Consider the following 24,915-nt stretch of genomic DNA (forward strand, 5'->3'; position numbering starts at 1 on the left):
ACAACATCATGAAAAGAAACCTACTTATTCTATTTGTTCTTTTGGTAACATCAATTGGACAATCACAAACATTTACAGATAATTTTATAACCTATCAAGTAATATCTAGTACTAACAATACAGTTAAAACTACAAGTTATAATAGTACTGGCGGGAATATTGTTACTATTCCAAATGCAGTATCCAATAATGGAACCACTTACACAGTTGTAGAAATTGGAGCAGGTAGTTTTGGAAACAAACAATTAATAAGCGTTACAATTCCTAATACTGTTACAACTATTGGTAATTCTGCTTTTTTAACAAACCAATTAACTTCAGTAAGTATCCCAAATAGTGTTAGTACTATTGAAGGAGATTCTTTTGCTAATAATCAATTAACAAGTATTGTTATTCCTAATAGTGTTACATCTCTTGGTAATGGCGTATTTGCTAACAATCAACTTGCAAGTATCACAATTTCTAACAATATTACTAGTATTGGAGGAGGAACTTTTGCACTTAATCAACTAACAAATATCACAATTCCAAATAATATTACAAGTATTGGGGGCAATGCTTTTGGTTCTAATCAACTAACTAGTGTCACACTACCTAATAGCCTGACAACTATTGAGCAGGGTGTTTTTTCTGGAAATCAATTAACAACTATTACAATCCCTGCTAGTGTAACGAGTATAGGTAGTTCAGCTTTTTTAAACAATCAACTAACAAGTATTACAATTCCAGACAATGTTATTAGTATCGGCCAAAATGCTTTTAATTCTAATGACATCACTACTGTTATTTTAGGAAACAGTATAGAAACTATTGGTAATGATGCTTTTGTCCAAAATGATATTACCAGTGTGACTTTACCTAATAGCCTTGAGAGTATTGGAGAGAGTGCATTTTTTATCAACCAAATTACTAGTATTACAATTCCAGAGAATGTAACAACTATAGGAGCTGGCGCATTTGCGGCTAACCCATTAACAAATGTTACTTCCCTAGCAATAGCACCTCCTACAATAAATACTGTACCAGGCAGTAATTTTGACTCTTTTAGTAATAATCGTAGTACTATTGATTTAACTATCCCGTTAGGCACTACTGCGGCATACACAGCAGCACAATGGACTGGTTTTAATACTACAACAGAAAATTTAAATTTTACTCAAAATTTTATAACCTATGAAATAACCTCTACTACCAATAATACAGTTCAAATTATTGATTATGACACTATCAATGGGGGTTCAGTTGTTACTATTCCAGCAACTGTAGTAAATAATGGTTTAACGTATAGTGTTACTGCTATTGGTGAAGAATCCTTTTCTGAAAAAGATTTAACAAGTGTAACCATTCCTAATAGTGTAACAAGTATTGGAATAGATGCATTCTTAGACAATCAATTAACAACAATTTCAATTCCAAATAGTGTTACTAATATAGGAGCTGGCGCATTTGCAATTAATATGTTATCTAGTGTTACAATTCCAAGTAGTATAACAAATATACCCGCAGCTGTATTTAGAGAAAATCTACTTTCCAGTATATCGATACCTACCACTATAATTAGTATAGAAGACAGAGCGTTTGAAGATAATACGCTAACAACACTTGTAATTCCTAATAATGTAACTACAGTTGGAGTAAGGGCTTTTGGTCAAAACCAACTAACAAATGTTACTTTATCAAATAATCTAACAAGTATTGGTATTGGAGCATTTTCTCAAAACCAACTAACCGGTATAACTATTCCAAATAGTGTTATATCGCTAGATGCTGGTGCTTTTTCTTTCAATCAATTAACAAGTGTTACATTACCAAATACTATCACAACTATTGCTGATTCAGCTTTTAAAGACAATCAACTCACAAGTATTAGTATTCCAAACAGCGTTACATCTATTGTAGATGAAGCGTTTAGAAATAATATGCTCACCAATATTGTAATTCCAGAGAGTGTTACAAACATTAGCAGTGAAGCATTTCTTGATAACCCATTAAATACGGTTACTTCAGAAGCTATAACCCCGCCAACGATTGCTACAACTACGTTTGGAGACCGCAGTAGTATCGACTTAACAATACCATTTGGAACTACTGATGCATATGTTACCAATCCAGGAGCATTATGGACTGGTTTTAATAGTGTTACTGAACTAATAGAAGTGGGTGACACTTTTGTGGATGATTTTATTACCTATGAAGTAACCTCTCCAGAAGATATCGATAGTACTGTAGAAGCTATAGACTATGATATCGCTGGTGGTACAATAGTAGATATACCTGCTACAGTTCTTCTTAATGGAATTACATTTAGTGTAACTAGTATTGGTGATGATGCATTTCGAGATAAAGGCTTAACAAATGTTACCATCCCCAACAGCGTTGTTACTATTGGAAGTCAGGCTTTTAGAGAAAACAATTTTACAAATGTAACCATCCCAAATAGTGTTAGTACTATTGGAGAGTTATCGTTTGCTGCTTCTAACATAACAAGCGTTACTATAGGTACTGGTATTAACATACTTAGTGCTGGTATTTTTGCAGAAAACGAGTTAACTACGGTTGCAATTCCAAACAATGTAACTACCATAGAAGGAGAAGCTTTCATTGGTAATAATTTAGTAAGTCTTACCATTCCAAATAGTGTGACTAGCATAGAGAACGCCGCATTTCTAGATAATAATTTAACAAGCCTTGTACTTTCTGAAAATCTAACAACTATTAGTGAAGAAGCATTTGCCAGCAATGAATTAACAACCGTTATCATACCAACAAGTGTTACTAGTATTGAACAAGAAGCATTTTCTAATAACCTCTTAACCAATATTGAGATTCCAACAAATGTAACTGTTATTGGAGATGGAGCTTTTGCCACCAATCAATTGACTGAGGTGCTATTCCCAGAAAGTATGACTACAATAGGCGCTAATGTATTTAACAACAATTTGTTAACCCAAATAAGATTTCCAGAAAATGTAGCAACAATTGGTGCTCGGGCTTTTGGAAACAATCTATTAGCAGATGTCTATTCTGAAAGTTTGGTTCCTCCCACTATTACCACAGGAGGAGCAGTAGATACCTTTGGGGATCGCAGTAACACAGATTTACATATTCCGCCAGGGACTACTGGCGTATATGTGACAGATGCTGGTGCCCTATGGACCGATTTCAATTCGGTTACAGAAGATGCCATTTTAAGTACAGCTTCAAATGCATTAGCCAATGAAGTGATGATTATAAATTCTTCGGAAATGTTAGAAGTCATCACCAATGGTCCTTCAAAACTAAACAGCTATACCGTGTATAGTATTTCCGGAGCGCTTCTAAAAAATGGTAACAAAAATACCATTCCAATTGGTGAACTATCTAATGGCGTATATGTCTTAGAACTTACCTTCAACACAGGTACACTTATTAAAAAGTTTGCCAAATAGAAAATTCAGCTAACTATCTAGGTATCGTGTGTTTTGAGGAGGACATGCGGTACTTGGATATCATAACATCAACAAAAATATTTATTATGAAAACACGACAAGTACTCATAGTATTTTTTGCCATCACTACCCTACTATCTTGTGGCAATGGAACTAGCAATCAACCGCATACCGCAGAGGGATTTGGAAGTATTGAAAAAGAATTTAAAAACAAATTTGGTGAAGATGCCTATTATACAGACATACATATTAGTCATAGCGATAACATAGGAAATATTGTTACCCTAACGGTTACAGAAGATCCAGCATCCTTGAAAATGGAACAATGGAATTTAGCTCAAAATAGTTGGACCCAAGCTGCCGAAGTCACTCTTGAAATTCCGGAAGAAAGCAAAGCAACAGACTTTATGTTTCAGCTAGATGAAAAGATCAACCTCACAAAGTTTGGCAGATTGGTAGAGAAATCTAGCAAGCAATTAAAAGAAGAAAAAGATGTAGAAAACCCTACATTATTTACTGCCCTTTTTAAATATCCGCAAGATGGTGATATCACAGAGGCACAATATAATATTAGCTTAAAGCCAGAAAACGGGGGCACCACATTCCGTTTCTATTACACCTTAGACGAGGAGCTTATAAAAATGGATTATTAACAATACTGCTTTTACCCTATTAGAACGAGCCCCTAACCTACTCTAAAATCAAAATAAAAAGCAGAAAAATTAAGTCTAAACTATGATCGTTACTAGGCCATTATATAAAATAAAGATTTTTCATAGTATGGGATATGCTTCAAAAATGATATTGCTACTAGTATGTATATCCTTTTCTGCTCAGGGTCAAATAGGCATAAACACCACGAGTCCGCAAGGAACCTTAGATATCACAACTACCAACAACACGGGTCTTGTTGTACCCAGAGTTACTGCCGTGGAGGATGTCACAGATGGCGATGGAAATCCTCCTGTACAAGGCACTCAGGTATATGATCAAAGCAGAGAGGCAACATGCTTTTATCAAAACAATACATGGATTTGTATGGAATTAGACGGTAGCGGAAACCCCGTACTTACCGATGTTAATCAAACCCCAACAACTCCTACGTACTCAAACAATGCTGTTTATATTAAAGCATCTAATAACGATATCTTTGATCATTTTGGATATAGCAGCGCACTTTCTAGTGACGGCAATACTCTTGCCATAAGTGCTCGATATGAGTCCAGTAATGCCACAGGTATTAATGGGGATCAAACCAACAATGCAAGTGCTAGTAGTGGAGCTGTGTATATTTTTAGTAAGGCAGGTACTGTGTGGAGTCAGCAAGCCTACATTAAAGGATCTAATACTGAAGCAAATGACCAATTTGGAAATGCCTTAGCTTTCTCTAGCGATGGAAATACATTAGCAATTGGCACATCGGGTGAAGATAGTAACGCCACAGGGATTAATGGAAATCAAACAAATAACAGTGTTGATTTTAGTGGTGCTATCTATGTATTTACGAGAACAGGAACAACCTGGTCACAACAAGCTTACATAAAAGCTTCTAATACAGGTAATGGTGATGGCTTTGGAGAAAGTGTGGCTGTCTCCAGCGACGGAAACACCCTTATTGTAGGTGCCCCCTATGAAGATAGTGATGCAACTGGAATTAATGGAAATCAAACAAACAATTCAAATGTAAATGCAGGTGCAGTATATGTGTTTACTAGAACTGGAACTACTTGGACACAACAAGCTTATATCAAAGCGTCTAATGGAGATGTTAGCGATCGTTTTGGGATTAGTGTAGCAGTTTCTAGTAATGGTAATACTCTAGCCGTAGGAGCACTTAACGAATCTAGTAATGCCACTGGCAGTAATGGAAACCAAGCAGACAATTCTAGTACGAATAGCGGAGCTACCTATATTTTTGAAAGAAATGGAACAACTTGGACACAACAAACCTACCTAAAAGCATCTAATCCAGATGCTAATGATTATTTCGGTCAAGCGATAGCCATTTCAGATGATGGTAATACCCTTGCTGTGGGAGCTTATGGAGAAGGCAGCAATGCTACAGGCAGTAATGGAAACCAATTAGATAACACTGCCAACAATAGTGGTGCTGTGTATGTCTTTGACAGAACAGGAACTACATGGACGCAACAAGCCTATCTTAAAGCTTCTAATACAGAAACCTCAGATCACTTTGGTCGTACTGTGGCACTTTCTGGTGACGGAAACACTCTAGCCTCTGGTGCAGTGGGTATTTTAAATCAAGGATTTGATGGCGGTGAAGATAGCAGCGCATTTGGTATTGATGGTGACCAAAGCAATAACTTAGAAGCTGGTAGTGGCGCAGTCTATGCCTTTAATAGAACTGGAACAAACTGGACACAATTAGCCTATGTAAAAGCGATAGATTCAGATAGCGAAGATTTTTTCGGGTTTTCATTAAATCTATCAAATGATGGAAGTACGCTAGCCGTAACCGCCGTGAAAGAATCTAGTGAGGCTGTAGGAATAAATGGAGATGCCACAAACGATTTCGGATTTTTTAATGGCGCTGCTTATGTCTATACAACGAACTAATACTAACGATAGGATATTTCAGAAAAGAATACGTATCAAAATTACTTCGGAAATATTAGATATATGATTACTGTTTTAGTGCATAGTAAATAAGCAAATGGCTCAATAAAAGAAGAACGAATGATGAAATTTTTACATTCCAAAAAATACAATACTACGATTCGCCTAGGTGTTTTTTTAGGGATACTTATACTATCCCCTCTTATGTGTTTTGCTCAAGTTGGAATTAATACTACTAATCCTAAAGGCGCACTTGATGTTACGAGCATTAATAATACTGGTTTGGTGTTACCAAGGGTATCTGCTATTGAAGATGTTACAGATGGAAATTCAAATCCCCCACCAAATGGCACTACCGTTTTCGATGTAAGTAGAAATACCACCTGTTTTTATATCAACAACAGCTGGTCCTGCATTGATGTAAATGCCAATGGAGACCCCGTACTAACAGATGGCTCACCAGTGTTTGCTATAGACTATATCAAGGCTTCAAATACAGCCGTAACAGAGCCCTTCGGACTAAGCTTGGCAATTTCAGAAGATGGAAATACTTTAGCTGTAGGCTCGCCCTATGAACACAGTAATGCAACTGGAGTAAATGGAAATCAACTTGATAACTCTGAACCAGTAGCTGGTGCCGTATATCTTTTTGTAAAAAATGCAAATACTTGGAGTCAACAAGCATATATCAAAGCATCTAATACCGAAACGTTTGATGCATTTGGATATGCGCTAACACTATCAAACGATGGAAATACGCTTGCCGTTGCATCAGTTTTAGAAGATAGTAATGCTACTGGTATTAATGGAAATCAAACAAACAACGCTACGCTACAGAGCGGTGCAGTATATGTGTTTCAAAGAGCTGGAACAGTATGGAGCCAAGAGGCATATATCAAAGCTTCAAACCCTGAGGAAAATGACTATTTTGGCTTTTCTCTCGCAGTATCTGGTGATGGAAATACACTTGCCATTTCTGCTGCTCAAGAAGATAGTGATGCAACTGGAATTAATGGAGATCAAACAAACAATGCCGCACTACAAAGCGGCGCAGTATATGTATTTACAAGAATAGCTAGTACATGGAATCAACAAGCCTATGTAAAAGCATCGAACACCAATGCTGATGACTATTTTGGTCTCTTTTTAGCACTTTCATTTACTGGAAATACCTTAGCTATAGGTGCTGGACAAGAAGACAGTAATGCCATAGGGATTAATGGAAACCAATTAGATAATACGGCTCAAAATTCGGGAGCTTTGTACGTATTTGAAAGAACAGGGACAATCTGGTTACAGCAAGCATATATCAAAGCATCAAATGCTAGTAGTTTCGATCATTTTGGTGGAGCCACAAATAGTTTTTTTATTGCCTATGGGCGCCTTGGTGACAGTGTTAGCATATCTGATGATGGAAACACACTAGCTATAGGAGCTACTGGTGAAGACAGTATAGCAACGGGTATTAATGGAGATCAAACAAATGATCCTTTAACTAGTACCGAAAGTGGCGCTGTGTATGTATTTACTCGCGTAGGCACCACATGGTCACAAGAAGCCTACATTAAAGCATCCAATACAGAAGCACAAGACTATTTTGGTAGTGTTCTGCAACTATCTGGAGATGGAAATACACTCGCTATAGGCTCATCATCTGAAGAAAGTAATGCAACGGGAATTAATGGAGATCAAACAGACAACTCTATTCAATATGCGGGTGCAGTATATCTATATAAACGAGATGGAACTACCTGGTCTCAACATGCCTATGTAAAAGCAACCAATACAGGAATTGATCCCTGGACTTCTTGGGGTGATGCGTTTGGCTATGCCCTAGCAATCTCTGGAGATGGTACAACACTAGCCGTTGGTGCGCCCCTAGAGGATAGTGATGCCACAGGAATTAATGGAAATCAAACGGACAATTCGTTGCAAGACGCTGGTGCCGTATATGTATATACTTCAAATTAATAATCACAAAACAATAAAACATGGAAAACCTAATCGAACTTAAAGCAAAATACACCTCTTTAGATGCATTGCAAAGCTTTTTAAAACAAAACTCAAATTTCGAATGCACAACAACCTATGACATATGGGAGCAGCGTACCGATAACAATGGACAAATGGCACAATGTCTAGTGCTCAAAAAAAGTGGCATGCATGCTGTAAAAGTATTTTTTGTAAATGAAAGCACGGTAAAAATAAATCATATCATTCCAAACAAACTCATGCAAGCCTATTTTGGAGAAAGTGTAAAAGCAAGAAGAAGTATTTTAGAAGTGGTGGGAGGTATCGTAAAGCAAGCCATTTTAGCAGGACCTCAGAAGAAAGCATTCGAAGAATTAGAAATCGAGATTAAAAAAGCTGCTAAATAGGGTATCATTTCTAAATTAATTACAATCACATATGACCAATAACAACACCTATTACCCACCTATACAAACCAGGGAAATCTCAACAAAACAAGATGAAAAATGGGATGAAGCTGTAGCATTTTTTAATGCCAAAGCCTATGATAAAATACTCCCTACCCTATTAGACTATCTTGGGTCCCATTTACAAAGCAAAAAAAATGTTTAAAAATGTGATCTGCATAGTATTTATAATCGGTTTTTCTTGGACATTAAGTGCGCAAGAATACACGCATCCTATGTCCTATATTTCAAATAAAGGACAGTTTGATGATGACGCATATGCTGGATCGTACTATCATATAAAAAAGAATGATAAAGGATATCAATTAACTACAAAACGAAACGTAGTTATATTCCAAGAAACATACGATAGTATTATTAAAAATCAATACTTTATAAAGTTGGTAAAAGGAGTAACTATTACTTTGTACAAAACTAAAAATTTAGAACTCATAGACATCCCGCAATTGCAACAAGCTTATTTTATTCAAGATGGTTTAGAAGTTTTGACTCATGAAGGTGGGTATTACTTAAATAATGCCTTACAGCGCATTGACAGTTTTCCTGAAATAGAGCAATTCTTATGTGGTACTGTATTTGAAAAACGCTATACATTAACTACCAATGAAGATACTAAACTATCATATATTACAATAAAAGAAGGTCATTCTGGCATTATGGTTTCTGAAGAAGAACTCCTCCTTAAAGGGCTTCCAGAAACAATAGAATGTTTGAGTTTTATGACAAATTCAACTTATATTTCAGAAAGTGTAAACAATGAATTTACACAGTATCCCAATTTTATTAAAGTTGTAAAAAATGGAAAGAGTGGCTTATTTGAATATCATATTGAAAATGTAACCTATGATCAAAAAAAAAACGAGTCAACACCCCTTAACTATAAAATTACAACTAGTGGTGACACCCTTTATGAAATAATAGAACCAATTTTGTTATTAAAAAAGAATGGTACTGTAACACTTAAAGAGAAACTTCCAATTATCTATGATACACTTTATCAAAATCCAGATAATGGATTAATATATTTATATAAAAATAAAAAAATAGGGATTTACCCAAATTATATAGAAGTTCCCTTTTCACAGTTTAAAAAACATACAACATCATTTTATAAAATTATAAAAGATGGAAAAGTAAGTTGGATAGATATAAAAACTTTTAGAATTTATCTAGTGTAAAATGAAGTGTACTAAAAAACAATTGAGTGCTGCCTTCGCGAATTAAAAAAATAAAACCAATGAAAACTAAGGTATTCCTTTTTGTCTTGTTAATGAGTTTCTTAAATCTTTGGAGCCAAGAACGCTATTTTGTGAATGCTGCTAATGGTCTTAATGTAAGAGAGAAGGCAACTACTACTTCAAAAAAAATAGACAAACTCCCCTATGGAGCATTGGTGGAAATAATAGAAAAAACAAATATCACATATGAAGTCACAGAAGGAACTAAGACAATTTTATCACCTTGGGTAAAAATACAATATGAAAATTTTCCATATGTAAACAAATATCTTCCAACCTACGAAGGAAAGAATACAGGCTATGTTGTTAACTATTATGTAGAAAAACTAAATAAAAAACAAATTGTAACACAACCTATTGATAGTACAACTTTTTATGGATTGTATAAAGAGGGCAAACCCTATAAACCAAAAGAAATTAATTCCTTTAAAGAAGCTGCCAAAGTACTTTCAGATAAGGTTAGGTGGTCAAAAAATTCAATCTATGAAAATGAATTGGTACTTGATAAAATTTACTTACCCAACAAACAAATTCTTGATGTAGACGAAGAAGCCTTCGATTATCAATTTAGAGCCTATTATCCTGAAGAAGACATTTTGTTTTTTGAAGGGGGCCATGCTAGTGAGTTATCCATCTCGTTACAAACAGGAGAAATTCTAGAAACTACTGGAAATCCAACCTACATCATACATTCCCCACAAGATAGATTCAGACTAAATGGCTGGCATTCCGGACAGGAATGCTCCTCCTATTTTATACAGGAAAAAAAAGGAGATAGCTATAGTTACGTAACTGAAATTGAAGGTAATATATGTTATTTCAACAAATTTTATTGGATTAATGAAGGAGACTTTATCTACAGTTTTTTCGATAATTCTAGAAATGGAAATGGGAAAGAAAAATATATGCTAGCTAGTATAACCAAGAAAACTTTAGAAGATTTAATTCCAGATACCTTTAAAAGTTCCTTGCGACCTACCCAAAATCTTGAACTTGGTAAGGTATATTCCGATAAGGTAACCTTTGATGAATTTAATGAAATGGATTATGATGATAGACTCTTTAGTGTTAAAAAAAACAACACCATCATTACCCTTATTTACAATAAAGATTTAAAAACGCAACTCACTGCAGGAGATTCAATTGAAATAACATGGAAAATTGATGGTCAAATGCCCGCAGGAGATTCAGAATGGATTGTATTTAGTGAACATTTAATTAATATAAAGAAATACAAAAACAAGTAAACAGATGCATAAATTAATATCCATATTCTTTTTTTTAATAGTAGTTCTAGCTTGTAATTATAATAAAAAACAAGAAACGACAAATAGTTATCCAAATGATTTAGAGAAAACCAAATCAATACCTGATAAAGGTGAAAGAGATAAGATTTACATACCAAAAAGCGAACACGTCTCTGCAGCGATTGATTCGGTAAGCATTCAAGAAATAAAACAATTTATTGATACCACCTACCCTACTATCTTTGGTTATTACCAGCATGAGACAATAGATGAGGTAGCCATATGGTCTGATAAAATGTTTGGTAGATGTTGCACCGAGGCTGATTTATCTTATTCTGAAATATTAGAATTTGAGATCACAGCAAATACAGATACTCCTAACTATCCATACCGTAATTTATCTGATAGAGCCTATAGAAAAGCCTTTGCCTTTAAAAAAGAGGATAGCACAGAAATTTCAATTACACTAAAACGCAATGAAGAAACCCACAAATACCATACGCTGCTTTTGGTTGATGAGCTGTTAACTCCTACTGATACCCTTTTAAAACCGTTTAAATTAAGTCTTGTAAATGGCTATGTGAAATCTGAAAAAACCTTTTCAGAAAATGCTAAAGTCAAGGATATGGAAGTGTATTTAAATGACCAATACAAAGGAACCGTAACTTTATTAAATACGCCTTTACCTCAAGAGTTCTCATTAGATTTTGTGTTTTCGAAAAACGATCGTGTTACATTAAAGCCTATAACATATTTCAAAGGAACCAAGTATGATGATGTTTGTATTTCAGAAATACAAAGCAGCCTGGGACATATTGCACATTCTAGTATAAATAAGAAATACGTATTAGAAAAATTACGAAGAAAAAAATAGCTATGAAGTAATGAAATACAGACAGTATATACTATTTATAGTAATGGTGTTGATTACAATCCTTTTTGGTAATGCATATCTTAAAAGAGTAAACCTTAATTACAATACTGAAGGTTCATTTTTGGATCTAGAGAACGGAGTTGTGTATCATGAACAAACCACCGAAGTATATGGAATACTTGCGATTTTGGGATTCATATTTTCGGTTTTTCTTATCATAAGAGTTCTAAAAAAGATGTGTTGAATAAAGTAAATATTTAAAAATAGCTTAGATGTGAGCAGGGAAAATATTAGTAAAGCAATGAATATAGCTAAAAAGATAGCAGGGTACTTTATTTGGGTCTTAATAGCTTTTGTATGCGCATATGTGTACATAAGTATTATAATAGGTTCAGAACCAGAAACTTCTGAAAGTTTGCTTGATTTTTTTAGTCTTTTAATTTATCGTCTAATTATCCTAAAAGTTGTTCCTATAATTGGGAGTATCATTGCCTTGTTATTTATCTTAATGGATGTTTTTTTTCTAAAAAAGCACCTAAAAAATACTATGAAAGGAGTAGGCATTCGGTTGTTGGTAATACTACTCATCACCTGTGCTGTAGGGAGTATTCATTATATATTAGAAAAAGTAATTGACATTATATAAACATTAAAACTACAAACATTAGATGGGAGTATTATTAATCTTATTAGCATTACTACTTATAACGTTAGGAATCATTCTTTTAGTTAAAATCTTTAGATGGATTTTTCGAAAGAAATCTAGAGCTATTACCACTGCTGTGCTAGCTTTTAGCATTTTAGTTTCGGCAAAAATCTATCAGCTATTTTTTGTTAAAATGGAGTTTGTACAATCAAAGGTATACCCAACGGTGTACCTAGTAAAAAATCAAATAGAAAATAGAGACTCATTACAGGCCATTATTAAACAAATGATATTTAAAAAAATGGAGGCGCAAATACAGGGTAACGAAGAAATTTTAAAAACAAAATACAAATACGCTTCATGGTCACAGCCAGAAATAGAAGCATCAATACGATTCTATGAGTACTACAATACTTCTGGAATTATTCCTTTTGGAGAAGCTGGAACAGCACATTTTATTGACAACAAAGAAGATCCCGGAGGCTTTAGTAGTGAGTTATTATCACATTATAGAACCTATAAAATTTCAGAATTTAGTCTGCGCTATTGTGCCAATGATAGTAGTGCTTATTATGGGCATTTAACACATTGGAAGCATGGAGAAATTATTAAAACAGAAAAACTATTTAATTTTTGTCACAAATGAAATATCTATACTTGTTAATTCTATGTACCCTTTTCGCCTGTGCTCAAAAATCAAAAGAAAAAGAGCAAAGCGTAAATAAGACTACAGATGCAGTTGAAATACTAAACGATTCAACAAATAAGGTTGAAAATCTTAGTTTCGAAAAAATAATACGTGTACTAAAACCCCAAACACCCCCTTTCATTGAAGCCACAAATTTTGACTCCTTTATAGAGGCACCAAAACTATATACTAAAAAAGAAATAGCGCTTTTACAATTACAAAAACTATATCCCAATTTTTATACAGAAGGCTATCAGTACAGGGCAACACCTGGTTATAAGATCGATGTATCAAAAGATTTTCATTCTTTAGTTATTTCGGTTTTTAAAGGAGAGAACGAACTAGAATCTGTTTTAATCAATTATGAATTAAACGGAAATATGATTGACCATGAAGTGGTTTCGTATGATGAAATTGCAGAGGGAATGACAAAAATTGAATCAAAAATTGAAAACAATACAATTACAAGAACTACTCGTGTTGATCTTGAAGAAATAAACGAGACCATTGATATATTTAAAATAAATAGTAAGGGTACTATAGATCGAGATGCAGAGTTAAACGAAGCTATCGATTATGATGTGTTAATTGATAATGTACTAACACAACTTAACTTAGAACAAGCTAATATTTATGAAAAGTTAATAGTGTCTAAAGAACAACCAAACAATTCTAAAGAAACCATTATAGTGATTCCCGAAATTGCTCAAGAAGAAGAGGATCTATATAATTTCAACAGCTATATCGTCCTGGTAAATAATGCAACTGGTACGATAACTCACAAATACTTTGAAAGTTATAAAACCAATGGATGGCTTTCAGATGCTTTGACTATGGAAGAAATTAATATTGATACTGCTGCCTATACTATTTCAGAAAACACAAGAGCATTTGGAGTTCGTGTTTATTATTACAGTAGGTCGCAACCCAACCCATACAGTAACAAAACCCTTTCTTTATTTGTGCCATCAGGCGATACCTTAGAAAAAGTATTAGATAGTTATGATCTCATGAACCACTGGGGAGAATGGGATACCACTTGTGCAGGAGAATTTAATGATGTAATTAAAACGCTTATTATTTCTAAAGAAAAAACGAATAATCATTATGACATCATCGTAAAAAGTAAGATCACAGAAACCAAAAATGAGGTAGCTCAAAATGGAGCGTGTGAATCAAAAAAATCTATTTCTAATAAAACAACCGTCTTACAATTTGACGGAAATCAATATAAAGAATCTAATCGTAAACAATAACCTATGGAACTAGTAATACCCGGTGCTATTGTAGCACTTATTATAATCACAGCAATTGTAATTAACAACAGCATTATTGCCAAGAAAAATCAGGCTGCACAAGCCTTTGGAAGTATTGAAATTTATCTTAAAAAAAGGTTTGACTTACTCCCCAATTTAGTGGCTATGCTCAATAAATATTTAGCACATGAAAAAGATATCTTGATAAAAGTAACCGAGCTAAGAAGTCAAGTAAACACCGCAAAAGCTCCCGAAGAAAAAATAGATGCTTCTAATCAGTTAACAAAAATGATGAGTGGTTTAACAGTGAATGTAGAAAACTACCCAAATTTAAAAGCAGATGAGCAATTTAAAACCCTTCAATTTGAACTATCTGATATCGAAGCCCAAATCTCTGCTGCCCGTAGATCTTATAATGCAGCAGTCACCAACTACAATAACAAAATACAAATGTTCCCTGCCAGCATTGTTGCAGGTCTCCGAAAAGACAAAACACAGCTGCTCTTAGAAATACCCAAAGCAGAGCAAAAAGAAGTGAATATCAACCAATTATTAAACAACTAAAAAAACAGATTATGCAAATGTTTGAAAACTTACCATGGTATGGATATGTAATCGCTATTATTGGAATAGCATCATACGCATATAAATATTTTAAAACCGCCAAAGAAGGCCACGACGAATCCGACTTAAAAAAGGCATCTTTTAAAGTGTCTGAAGAAAGCACATTAACAAAAGAACAACAATTTGCTATTGCATTATATACACCCATTGCAGAATGGTTTGGTGCAGCTACAAATACACTACATTTTGTAAGTCAAAAAAAAGCAACCAATTATTTAAAAAGATGGCGTATGGATAGTACAGAGGGCTATTGGGGCATGACAGAATATTTTATGAAAGACGGAAGGCGTTGGTACTTCAATTTTATACATACCATGATGAAAACCCAGCCAGAAGACCAATGGGATACGCAAATGAAAGATTATTTTGGTGACAATGATAGAGCCTTTAATTACCTCAAAGTATTAAAAGCTAATAAACCTATGAATGAGCTAAAACTAAAAGGAATTTTGACCTTTGATTCTGAAATGGATCTAGGCATTGTAGGGTATGACGCTGCTATGCTAGCAGGACAAGCTAGAAAAGCATTTACAGCTGGTATCATACAAGAAGATGAAGCTTTAAAAGTCATCAATTTTGCAAAAGAATTGGCGCTAGAACACTTTAATTCATGGAAAGATTTTGGTAAAAGTTTTATACTCGGTTTTGCTTTTGATCAACAACATCGTGAACGCTCTTACAGAGAAGAAGTTTACCACATGTACCAACAAACAGTAGCCGACAGCCAAAGCCCATGGAATACTATTAATTGGCCCAAAAGCTAACTATGGAACCACTACTACAAAAAGTGTATACAGAAGTTAGCCAACAGCTAAATGACATACACAGAAAAAGAAAACGCTCACTATTTTTAAGAAAAATAGTATGGATTGTAGGAGGGTTATTTCTTTTGTTGATGCTATTTAGATTAATTGCTAATTACATTCCGGCGCTAAAAAATCTTCAAATACCTTTTTTGGAAATTTTTCTAGCCAATGAAAACAATCCTTATGCAGGTATGTACCCTATTATAGCATTAGTAGCGATACTCTATCCATCAACCTATTTATTTGCAAGAGCGTTTCAACAACAAAAAGAGAAAGAAAATCTGGTGATTACAAAAATGGTAAAAATGCTTTTTCCTAAAGCAGACTTTGCTATGCATACCATGGCTCCAACTAGTGAAATTATGCAAAGTAAACTCTTTGCCTGGATTAAAAAAGAAGCACCCATATATAGCTACGGACATCTTCGAAGTACTATAGAAGGCAATATTGTAAACATTACTGATATTGGGATTATTGAGGAAAATATTAGTAATAAAACAATGGGGGTTTTACTTAAAATTCCGTTGTTGAATATGTTTGTAATAGTGTACAAATACGCTATTAAAAATATTCTTTCTAACAAAGCTGCAGATAATGTTTATTATACTTTTCGTGGCATGTTTTGTTGGTTGAACTTTAAAAAATCACTAAAAGGACATACCGTAGTTTTAACGAACAATCAGACTACAAAAATAAATCGGTATTTTACCACAACGTTTAAAGAAGAAGAAAAAATAACACTTGAAGACCCAAGGTTTACAGATCATTTTATAGTGTACAGCACAGATCAAGTAGAAGCACGTTATATGTTAACTTCAGCGATAATGGAGCGCATTGTTGCTTTAAAAGAGAAGTTTCATCAGCCGATTCTTTTATCCTTTCAAAACAACCAAATGTATCTAGCTGTAAAGAGTGAACATGGATTGTTTTCTTTTTCTTGCGCCACCGCTAAAGCTAAAGGCGACACGCGGTCGGAAAAATTAGATACCGCAACTATTGTAGAGGCATTGGCAAATGATATTCAAACAGCGCTTGAAGTTGCAAAAGATTTAAAACTAACGACTTAGATACCCTATAAAATTTCAGAAATGCACACCCTAAAAAAAATACAATTAATTCTTTATTTTCTGTTCATAGCTATCATATTGGCATCCTGCAATAATGGAAATCCATCTACCTATTTTGATGCTGAATGGAAAATTACAACCAAAGAAAATGCAGCGTATTATAGAACCGAACCCAAATATGTAAAAGCACAATGGACAATTAATGACTTTTATATTTCTGGTGAAAAACAATTTATTGGAGCAGCAACAGACAGTCTTGGAACCATTTTAGATGGAATTTGCACCTGGTATTACAAAACTGGAAAAGTTCAAAACAAAGCACGTTTTGCAAACGGAAAACAAACAGGCACTTATGCCCTTGTTGAAGGTGCCGTAGGCTCTGAAGAAGAAGGATGGGATGAAGACGCTTTTTATTATATAAGAGAAACCAACGTAGTAGATGCTGCAGATGCACAAGAATCAATTGAAAGCACTTATGAGCAGTATTATGTAGACACATATAATAAAGCAATAGAGCTTCATTATGCTACTAATAAAGAAAACAAATTTGTACTTTATTATACTAAAAAAGGAGATCCTATTGGCCGATTGGATTATAACAATGATGGCGAAAAATGGAACGGCAAAGAAGTTCTTTTTTATGAAGAACAAAAACAGGGCAAAAATGAAATGATTGCAATAAAAAGAATCACCACCTACAACAAAGGCTTTGTAACACATACTGCATATTATGATGGAGAAGACAACATTATAACACAAGGAACTTTCAAAAAAAATAAACCTTTTGAAGGTACCTATTATGATACCCAATGTGCAAATTATAAAATAAGCACCTATAAAAAAGGGGAGCTAATTAAAGAAACTACGTATGATGTGGAAGATTATAATATAGGAGAAGTAACATTTAAAAATGGAGCTCCTTTCTCGGGACCTTATTATGGGTGTAACAATGTGAAAAATTACAAGGAGGGAAAACTACATGGGGAGTCTATAGAATATTTTTCTTTTCAAGGAGCACAAAATCATGAGGCAGCTTTTACCTATAAAAACGGAAAAAAGCATGGCCCCTATTCTATCTATGAAGAAGATCAATATATTTTAGAAAAAGGAAACTACAAAAATGGAGCATTAGTAGGCGAGGTATATTATTATCATAACATAGATATCCTGGAAGATGGTGAAGAGGCACTAGATGAAATAAGCAATAATTATTATCTTAAATCATCAATATTATATAGAACCAATAATGCTTTTATAAAAGAACTATCAAAGTATAGAACAGACGATAAAGCATTATTGGCTAGGTATGAATTTGAAGAAAATGATACAGACAATTTTTCATATCTAAATAATGGGTTTCATTCCCTCGAAGAAATAGACCTAAATTTTGATGGCATCAAAGATTTAAAAATAACATTAGATTATTATATGCTAGATCAAACTGCGCATACCTACTATCTATTTAATCCAACAACCAAAAAATATGCTCATCTTCCAGAACTAGACGATACATCTGTGGAGCTAGATCCTTCAAGTAAAACCGTATCTGTTGCTATTGGAGAAGGATATGGAGATACAATTAAAGAGTTTACCTATGTATTTAAGAACAATACGCTACGCGTAAAACGAAGCTCAGAATCCTTGTATCATTCGCATTTAGACGCTATCATTACTACACAAACATTTCCTGTACCTATCGATACCTACCCGTTGCTAGGAAGCGATATGCCTCCCCTAACATTTACGCAAGAAAATAATGTAGTATTTATAAAAAACAATAGGGTCGCAATTGATTTAAAAGCAGCGCCCTTTGCCATTTCATTTCCAGGATATTTTAAAACTAAAGACCAAGGCTTTACGGTAAAAATTGCTGCCAGTTTTTCAAAAGATATATTTAAAAAAGCCCTCATTAAACAAAGAGAAGAAGATAGTCCTATTTTAAATAGCAAACAATCATTTGCCTATGGTTCTGAAAATCCGGTTTTTATTGTAGATGACAGCGGTCATAATTTACTGTATTATGATAGCACTCCTTATGGTAATCTAGAGTATATAGAACACATTGGAGAAAAAGTGGTGCTTTTACAATGCACCATAGATAAAATAGCAACTGAAGGTGGAGAGATTTCTCTTTCTGAAATTGAAAAGCCCTTGTATATGGTTATATACATTGACAAAAATCAAAACCTTAAAATTGATGCAAATGAAATTCACTATGTAACTATTACATTTAAATAAACACCTTGTTTTTGTGGGTTGCTAGTCATTTGTAATATAGCCAAATGCATCTTCAGGCAACCATGTATTCAAAAAGTGCGTCTATGTACATAGCACCGAAATTTGAATATATACATGAATAAATCAGCCAAAGTTTTACTAAGCATCGCAATCACATTCGGACTATATTTTATTTTTGATGACATGTTATTCAAAGACCTGAGAAATTGGCTCTTTGATACTACAAACCACCTTGGAATTAGTCACATACTAACCTATTTAATCACCGGGATTCCTTTATTCATTGGAACTTTTTTGATTCATAGAAACACAGATTTCTTTCAAAAGTTAGGATTAGACCAATCAGTTCTAAAAGGATTTCTATTTGCTATAATTTGTACAGTCCCAATTTATATAGGATTTAGTTTTGTCTTTGAGTTTAATTCAAACATCAAATTAAATACAATTTTGATTAGTGTTGTTTCTGCTGGTTTTTTCGAAGAACTTTATTTTAGAGGATTTTTATTTGGATTGCCTTTTAGATACACAAAACTTGGATTTATACCTTCTGTATTGTTTGGAGCCCTTTATTTCGGTTCCCTGCATTTGTATCAAAGCCAAGAAATTAATGAGTTGCTGGGTATATTTTTAATTACTTTTTTGGGTGGTATTTTATTTGCCTGGGTATATGCAGAATGGAATTTCAATATTTGGGTTCCTATTTTTCTACACATGTTAATGAATTTAGCTTGGGAATTATTCTCAGTGAGTGACAACGCACTTGGTGGAATATATTCTAACGTTTTTCGATTCATAACCATAGCATTGGTACTTATTCTTACCATACTTTACAAAAAAAGAAAAGGAAAACAACTCACAGTAAATAGAAAATCACTGTTCCTAAAAAAGCCTATTTAATTTCTAAAGGAATATTATATGCATGAAAGCCAAATTTGCATATTTTAAGTACTTTAGCTAGAGCATCTAAGTTTCGAAGGATGATACAAAACCGTCATAACAAACATCATTCGTTTTAATTAAGAAGGTAGTATGTCAAAAAAAGGGAAAATAAAAAATGGTAATAACAAAGCGAAACACTCTAAACTCATGGCGCAGAAAAAGAGTAAATTAGCCAAGGAGAAAGCGCTTAGAAAAGAAAAACTTAAAGAATTAAATGCAAAAATAAACGCTTCTAAAATTTCCGAAGAGAAGAGCTAATAATTAAGGATAAAGAGTATCACCTTGCCCTTCTATAGGTATCGTGAAATAAAAAGTACTTCCCGCTCCTTCTTTAGAAGTAACCCATATGGTTCCTTCATGCGCATTAATTATTTTTTTACAATGCGCTAGACCTATACCTGTTCCTTCAAAGTCTTCTTTGTTATGTAAGCGTTGAAATATCGCAAAAATCTTTTCTTGATACTGCTTAGCAATACCAATCCCATTATCGGAGATAGAAAACTGCCACATTGTGTACCCCTCTTTTTTTGGATGAAAAATCATTTTGCTTGTAACCTTTATTTTAGGCTGTTTTGACGCATTTCTAAACTTTATAGCATTGACAATTAAGTTTTGGAATACAAGTCTAATTTCGACAGAAGAAGCATGTATGGTAGGCAATCTATCTATTTCTAGAATTGCTCCAGAATCTTCAATAAGTCTATGAATATCTTTTGTAATTGATTGTAAAACTAGATTACAATCTACAGATTCCTTTTGCTGAGCAACCCCTATTTTTGAATGCTGTAAAAGCGCATCTATTAATGCGCGCATCCGTACTATAGAATCATTAATATATGTAAAACTCTGCTTTGTAATATCACTAAAATTAGCTTCTTGATCTTCATCTAGCATACCAATCAGGCTAGAAATAGTATTGATAGGCTCCTTTAAATCGTGACTTGCTATATATGCAAACTGTTCCAGTTCTTTATTTTTATATGATAATTCTTTTGCTTGTGCCTCTATCGTCTCATTGGTAGACACCAATGTTTCGCTAAGTTTTTTCTTCTTCTTATAGTTAGAATAAAATAGATACGCAATCCCCATTAAAAGAGCAGCAATTAAACACAATAGGAAAACTACAGTACGTTGCGTATTAATGGTTTTTTTTTGTGACGCTAAGACTTTTTGCTGTTCTTCAATTTTAAGATCCTGAATTTCAATACTGTATTCCTGTTGTCTTAAGACATTCGTCTTTTTAGAAATTTCATTTTGTTGCTGTTTTAAAAAACTAATTTGAGATGCAATCTGTTTTTCTAATGCAGCTTCAAGAAGTACTTTATCTTCATACTTTTGTGATTGAATTTCATTTAAAGTCCATAGTTTAGTAATAGAATCTCCTTGTCTGGCAAGTAACTCTTGTGTCTTTTGTATCGTTCCTTTTTGCTTTAAAAGGGTATCATTTATTGTATAAAGCGTGTTGCGCTGTGTTTCAATAAATGTATCCTTCTTAGAGATTTCTGCCTCTTTTTTAAGAACTTCCTGTTGTTCTATTTCTAATAAACTTTGTGATTCTTTAAAAAGTCTTTTCCATTTTTCAGAAGAAGAGATCGCGTTTTGCTTTAAGGATGGAGCAAAATTAAAGTTTTCATTACGCAGTTTGTCTTCATTTATTTCGTATTCAAAGCCAGCACCAACTCCTACAATATTAATCATAGAGACATTGTAAGCGTACTCTTCTGTGATTAACAATATTTGTTTGCCCTTAATTGTGTTTAAAATGTAGGAACTATCAAAATTAAATTTCTCATGCACATACAAAATATCTATGGCTTCAATATCCTTCACTTTCTGAAACGAAACAATAGAAACAGGAAAACCAGAAATGGTTCGCTTTTGAGCTAATGCCTTTAAATCTATACTAGTTCTATCTGCGCCTAAGACACCAATAGTAATTTTTTCTTTGTTAGCTGGAGTATAACCTACTACTTGTTGGGACAAATTAAAGATAAAAATTGCACGTTGTAATCTTTCTATTTGTGGATCTACATTTTGGGCATTACTTAAAATACCAAAACATAAAAAGAGCAACACGATAGTTTTTCTAATGCTGAAATATAATGGGGATGTATTTTTCATTAGAGTCGCAATAATAGCTTTAAGAAAAAGTTGGCACCACTAACTCCGAACTGCTGTACACGCCTACTGTATACAAAATTACCACTACTGGTATTAGCCTCATGTGTGTGTGTGTCTGGATACACATTAAAAATATTATTTCCGCCAATGGTTGCAATTACATTATCGCTAAAATGATAATTTGCCGAAAGATCAGTAAGAAGTTTTGGAGAAAATGTTTGGTCTCTACTTTCAACATTACCAGTATATGAATTTAGCACCCAGTTATCTGGATTTCCGTCATCTGGATGTAAGTAGGTTACTTCTCCAAAATAAGTATTATTGAGCTGTATTCTGTATTTATTCCACTCATAAGATACGATAGAGTTCAGTTTAAAATTGGGTTGTGCTTGTTCTACCCTAGCGATATCTTCTCTACTAAATAATGCCTGTTCTTGTCCTATCAAGGTTGAAGATGTATTAATATCGCCAACTACTTTCGTCTTAGTAAAATTCCCAGCCAATGAAGCATTCAATTCGCCAGCACCAAACATTTCTTTGTAATTAATGGAGAAATCTTGACCCGTAGTTCTTGAATCTATTGCGTTTGTGAAGAACTGAGCAGCTCCTACATTAAAAGGCTCTAAAATATCCTCATAGCCCTCTGAAAATCTTCCAGAAAGTACAATTCGATCTTTAATTTTAATATAATAGTAGTCCAAACTAAATGTAAACTTACTTCCTAGTTTTCCATTAAAACCAAGACTGAAATGTTTTGATATTTCAGCTCGAAGCTTATCAATACCAAATGCCTCACTAGCAACAGCACTTTCATTATTAAAAGTTCCTACTTGAACTATTTCACCATTAATAAATTGAGTACTTATATTTTGAAAATACACTTGATGTAGTGAAGGTGCTCTAAATCCTTTAGAAAAAGCCCCTCTCACACTAATATCTTTATTTATTCTATATCTACTTGCTATTTTATAAACACCTTGACTTCCAAAATCGTTTGATGATTCATAGCGCCCACCGAGACGAAACAGCAAATTATCTGTAATGTTTGCATCAATATCTACATAACCTGCAGAGTTTGTTCTAAATCTATTTAATTCATTTTCAGGCTGAATTCCAGGAAATACTTGAGCACCTGGAATACGAGGTTGTTCTACTCCGTTTTCATCAATGTAAGTAGCTCCTCCATTTACATAAGACGCCTCCTCTCCAGCGATAATTTCATAATTTTCAACTCGCAATTCGGCACCAAAAGCTAAGTTTACTCCTTTAAAATAATTAAGAGGTCTTGAAATATCAAGATTTGTTGTGTTTTGATGGTATACAAAGCCTCCAGAATAAAAAGTTCTTGGGGAAGTTACTCCTAGGGATGCATTGTTAGAATTGTTAATTGTATAATCAATTTTGTTGGCTCCAATAGTATGGCTAAAATCTATATTAAACTTATTTTTCACCCCTTTAATACCTAAAACAACAGCATCATCTTGAATATCAGTTAATATTTCTGGAGAGAAACCATTTGGAAATAAGTCTAACACTACTCTGTCTTCATCTTTTGGTAATCTGTAAAATCCTTTTGCATTTCCCTCTCGATAGTTTCTACCTCCATGTAAGTATATAGTAGCAGAAGGTGACATATTAAATTCACCGTTAAAATATAGTGCTAAGTTTTGAGTCTCGGCATTTCCAATTTCCATGACCTGTCTATCTTCATAACCTGTCTGCTCAAAAAAACCATTTTCACTAATTAATTGCTCGTCTAAAATTGGGTCCTCTGTATATACATGCCCTGTATAATCTCCTGCTCTATTTGTTGCTTTTCTATTTCTGTATTCTGCAGTAACATTAAGAAAACCATTTGCTCCTAGTTTTAAACCAAAATTACCAGAGGAGTAATTCTCAAAACCGTCACCAGTACTATTGATAAGAACTCTATTATCAATATCAATGACTTCTGTTTGTTTTTTGAGTATAATATTTATAACACCAGCAATAGCATCAGAACCATATTGAGAAGTGGCACCCTCTCTCAAAATTTCAATGCGTTCAATTGTAGCCAACGGAATGGCATTAAAATCTGTTCCTACGCTTCCTCTTCCTACTGTACCATTTACATTTAATAAAGAACTATTGTGACGTCTTTTCCCATTGACTAACACTAATACTTGATCTGGCCCTAATCCTCTTAAAGTGGCTGGATCAATATGGTCGGTTCCATCAGAAATAGTTTGTTTTGTAGAATGAAATGAAGGAGCCAAATAATGTAATACAGTGCTTAACTCCATACCAGTAGCATTTTCTAATAATTGAGGAGAAATAATATCTACGGGAGAAGACGTTTTTAAACTTGAAGTAGGTTTACCTCTCGTTCCAATACCCACAGGCTGATCTATTGAAAACCCAGTTTCTAACCTAAAATCTAATATAGCGGTCTCTCCCACCTTAACAGCTACTTCTTTAGCATCGCTATTATACATTACAAAACTTGCGTTTATAACATAATTTCCTTCATCCACTTCGAGTGTGTAAAGTCCATTTACATCGGTAGTGGTAGTAATAGTTGATCCTTCAATACTTATAATAGCACCTGGAAGACTACCAAATTGATCTGTAACAGTACCAGTAACGGTAGCTCTATCTTGTCCGAAACTTGTTGTAAGAAAAATTAAAAAAAATAGAACAGTTATTTTATCAAATAGAGTATTTGGCAACATGGGGATTGTTATTGTTT

The 24,915-nt window shown here is 33.8% G+C and carries 20 protein-coding genes; 18 read left to right on the forward strand and 2 right to left on the reverse strand.

The window, feature by feature from the left end; translation table 11 throughout:
* The first annotated feature begins 8 nt into the window (after positions 1-8).
* From ACY2RS_RS04435 to ACY2RS_RS04520, 18 genes are all read left to right on the forward strand, one after another.
* Positions 9-3,428 (forward strand): leucine-rich repeat protein, encoded by a 3,420-nt coding sequence (locus ACY2RS_RS04435; protein ID WP_490097405.1) that lies wholly within the window; start codon positions 9-11, stop codon positions 3,426-3,428.
* Between the two features lie 86 nt (positions 3,429-3,514).
* Positions 3,515-4,081: a hypothetical protein gene (locus ACY2RS_RS04440; RefSeq protein WP_490097406.1), complete on the forward strand. Its 567-nt coding sequence runs from the start codon at positions 3,515-3,517 to the stop codon at positions 4,079-4,081.
* A 127-nt stretch (positions 4,082-4,208) separates the two neighbouring features.
* Positions 4,209-6,005 carry a hypothetical protein gene (locus ACY2RS_RS04445; protein WP_490097407.1) on the forward strand — a complete coding sequence of 599 codons (1,797 nt, stop codon included), beginning with the start codon at positions 4,209-4,211 and terminating at the stop codon, positions 6,003-6,005.
* 120 nt (positions 6,006-6,125) lie between these two features.
* Entirely contained in the window at positions 6,126-7,976 is a 1,851-nt protein-coding gene (locus ACY2RS_RS04450; protein ID WP_490097408.1) for an FG-GAP repeat protein, read from the forward strand.
* 20 nt (positions 7,977-7,996) lie between these two features.
* Positions 7,997-8,383, forward strand: coding sequence for a hypothetical protein (locus tag ACY2RS_RS04455; protein ID WP_490097409.1), 387 nt, complete (start codon positions 7,997-7,999; stop codon positions 8,381-8,383).
* 31 nt (positions 8,384-8,414) lie between these two features.
* Entirely contained in the window at positions 8,415-8,588 is a 174-nt protein-coding gene (locus ACY2RS_RS04460; RefSeq protein WP_490097410.1) for a hypothetical protein, read from the forward strand.
* A 4-nt stretch (positions 8,589-8,592) separates the two neighbouring features.
* Positions 8,593-9,621, forward strand: a complete 1,029-nt coding sequence (locus ACY2RS_RS04465) for a hypothetical protein (protein WP_490097411.1) — start codon at positions 8,593-8,595, stop codon at positions 9,619-9,621.
* Between the two features lie 59 nt (positions 9,622-9,680).
* Positions 9,681-10,928, forward strand: coding sequence for an SH3 domain-containing protein (locus ACY2RS_RS04470; protein WP_490097412.1), 1,248 nt, complete (start codon positions 9,681-9,683; stop codon positions 10,926-10,928).
* 4 nt (positions 10,929-10,932) lie between these two features.
* On the forward strand, positions 10,933-11,802 hold the full coding sequence (locus tag ACY2RS_RS04475; RefSeq protein WP_490097413.1) for an NADase-type glycan-binding domain-containing protein: 870 nt from the start codon (positions 10,933-10,935) through the stop codon (positions 11,800-11,802).
* Positions 11,803-12,103: 301 nt separating this feature from the next.
* On the forward strand, positions 12,104-12,448 hold the full coding sequence (locus ACY2RS_RS04480; protein ID WP_490097414.1) for a hypothetical protein: 345 nt from the start codon (positions 12,104-12,106) through the stop codon (positions 12,446-12,448).
* Positions 12,449-12,470: 22 nt separating this feature from the next.
* Complete coding sequence (locus ACY2RS_RS04485) at positions 12,471-13,094, forward strand: hypothetical protein (protein ID WP_490097415.1); 624 nt, start codon at positions 12,471-12,473, stop codon at positions 13,092-13,094.
* A complete protein-coding gene (locus tag ACY2RS_RS04490; protein ID WP_490097416.1) occupies positions 13,091-14,392 on the forward strand; it encodes a PA3715 family protein in 1,302 nt (433 codons plus the stop codon). Before ACY2RS_RS04485 ends, ACY2RS_RS04490 begins: the two co-directional genes overlap by 4 nt.
* Positions 14,393-14,395: 3 nt before the next feature.
* Positions 14,396-14,956: a LemA family protein gene (locus tag ACY2RS_RS04495; protein ID WP_490097417.1), complete on the forward strand. Its 561-nt coding sequence runs from the start codon at positions 14,396-14,398 to the stop codon at positions 14,954-14,956.
* Positions 14,957-14,967: 11 nt separating this feature from the next.
* A complete protein-coding gene (locus tag ACY2RS_RS04500; RefSeq protein WP_490097418.1) occupies positions 14,968-15,780 on the forward strand; it encodes a DUF1266 domain-containing protein in 813 nt (270 codons plus the stop codon).
* A 2-nt stretch (positions 15,781-15,782) separates the two neighbouring features.
* Positions 15,783-16,889 carry a DUF3137 domain-containing protein gene (locus ACY2RS_RS04505; protein ID WP_490097419.1) on the forward strand — a complete coding sequence of 369 codons (1,107 nt, stop codon included), beginning with the start codon at positions 15,783-15,785 and terminating at the stop codon, positions 16,887-16,889.
* A gap of 21 nt (positions 16,890-16,910) precedes the next feature.
* Entirely contained in the window at positions 16,911-19,127 is a 2,217-nt protein-coding gene (locus tag ACY2RS_RS04510; protein ID WP_490097420.1) for a toxin-antitoxin system YwqK family antitoxin, read from the forward strand.
* Positions 19,128-19,241: 114 nt separating this feature from the next.
* Complete coding sequence (locus ACY2RS_RS04515) at positions 19,242-20,024, forward strand: CPBP family intramembrane glutamic endopeptidase (RefSeq protein ID WP_490097421.1); 783 nt, start codon at positions 19,242-19,244, stop codon at positions 20,022-20,024.
* A gap of 132 nt (positions 20,025-20,156) precedes the next feature.
* Complete coding sequence (locus ACY2RS_RS04520; protein ID WP_490097422.1) at positions 20,157-20,324, forward strand: hypothetical protein; 168 nt, start codon at positions 20,157-20,159, stop codon at positions 20,322-20,324.
* Positions 20,325-20,327: 3 nt separating this feature from the next.
* Here the strand turns inward: ACY2RS_RS04520 and ACY2RS_RS04525 are convergent, their stop codons facing one another.
* Together ACY2RS_RS04525 and ACY2RS_RS04530 are read right to left on the reverse strand one after the other, a co-directional pair.
* Positions 20,328-22,187, reverse strand: coding sequence for a YfiR/HmsC family protein (locus tag ACY2RS_RS04525; RefSeq protein ID WP_490097423.1), 1,860 nt, complete (start codon positions 22,185-22,187; stop codon positions 20,328-20,330).
* Positions 22,187-24,898, reverse strand: coding sequence for a TonB-dependent receptor (locus ACY2RS_RS04530; RefSeq protein WP_490097424.1), 2,712 nt, complete (start codon positions 24,896-24,898; stop codon positions 22,187-22,189). Before ACY2RS_RS04530 ends, ACY2RS_RS04525 begins: the two co-directional genes overlap by 1 nt.
* Between the last annotated feature and the right edge of the window lie 17 nt (positions 24,899-24,915).

The sequence above is a fragment of the Patiriisocius sp. 208BN25-11 genome (assembly GCF_058147145.1).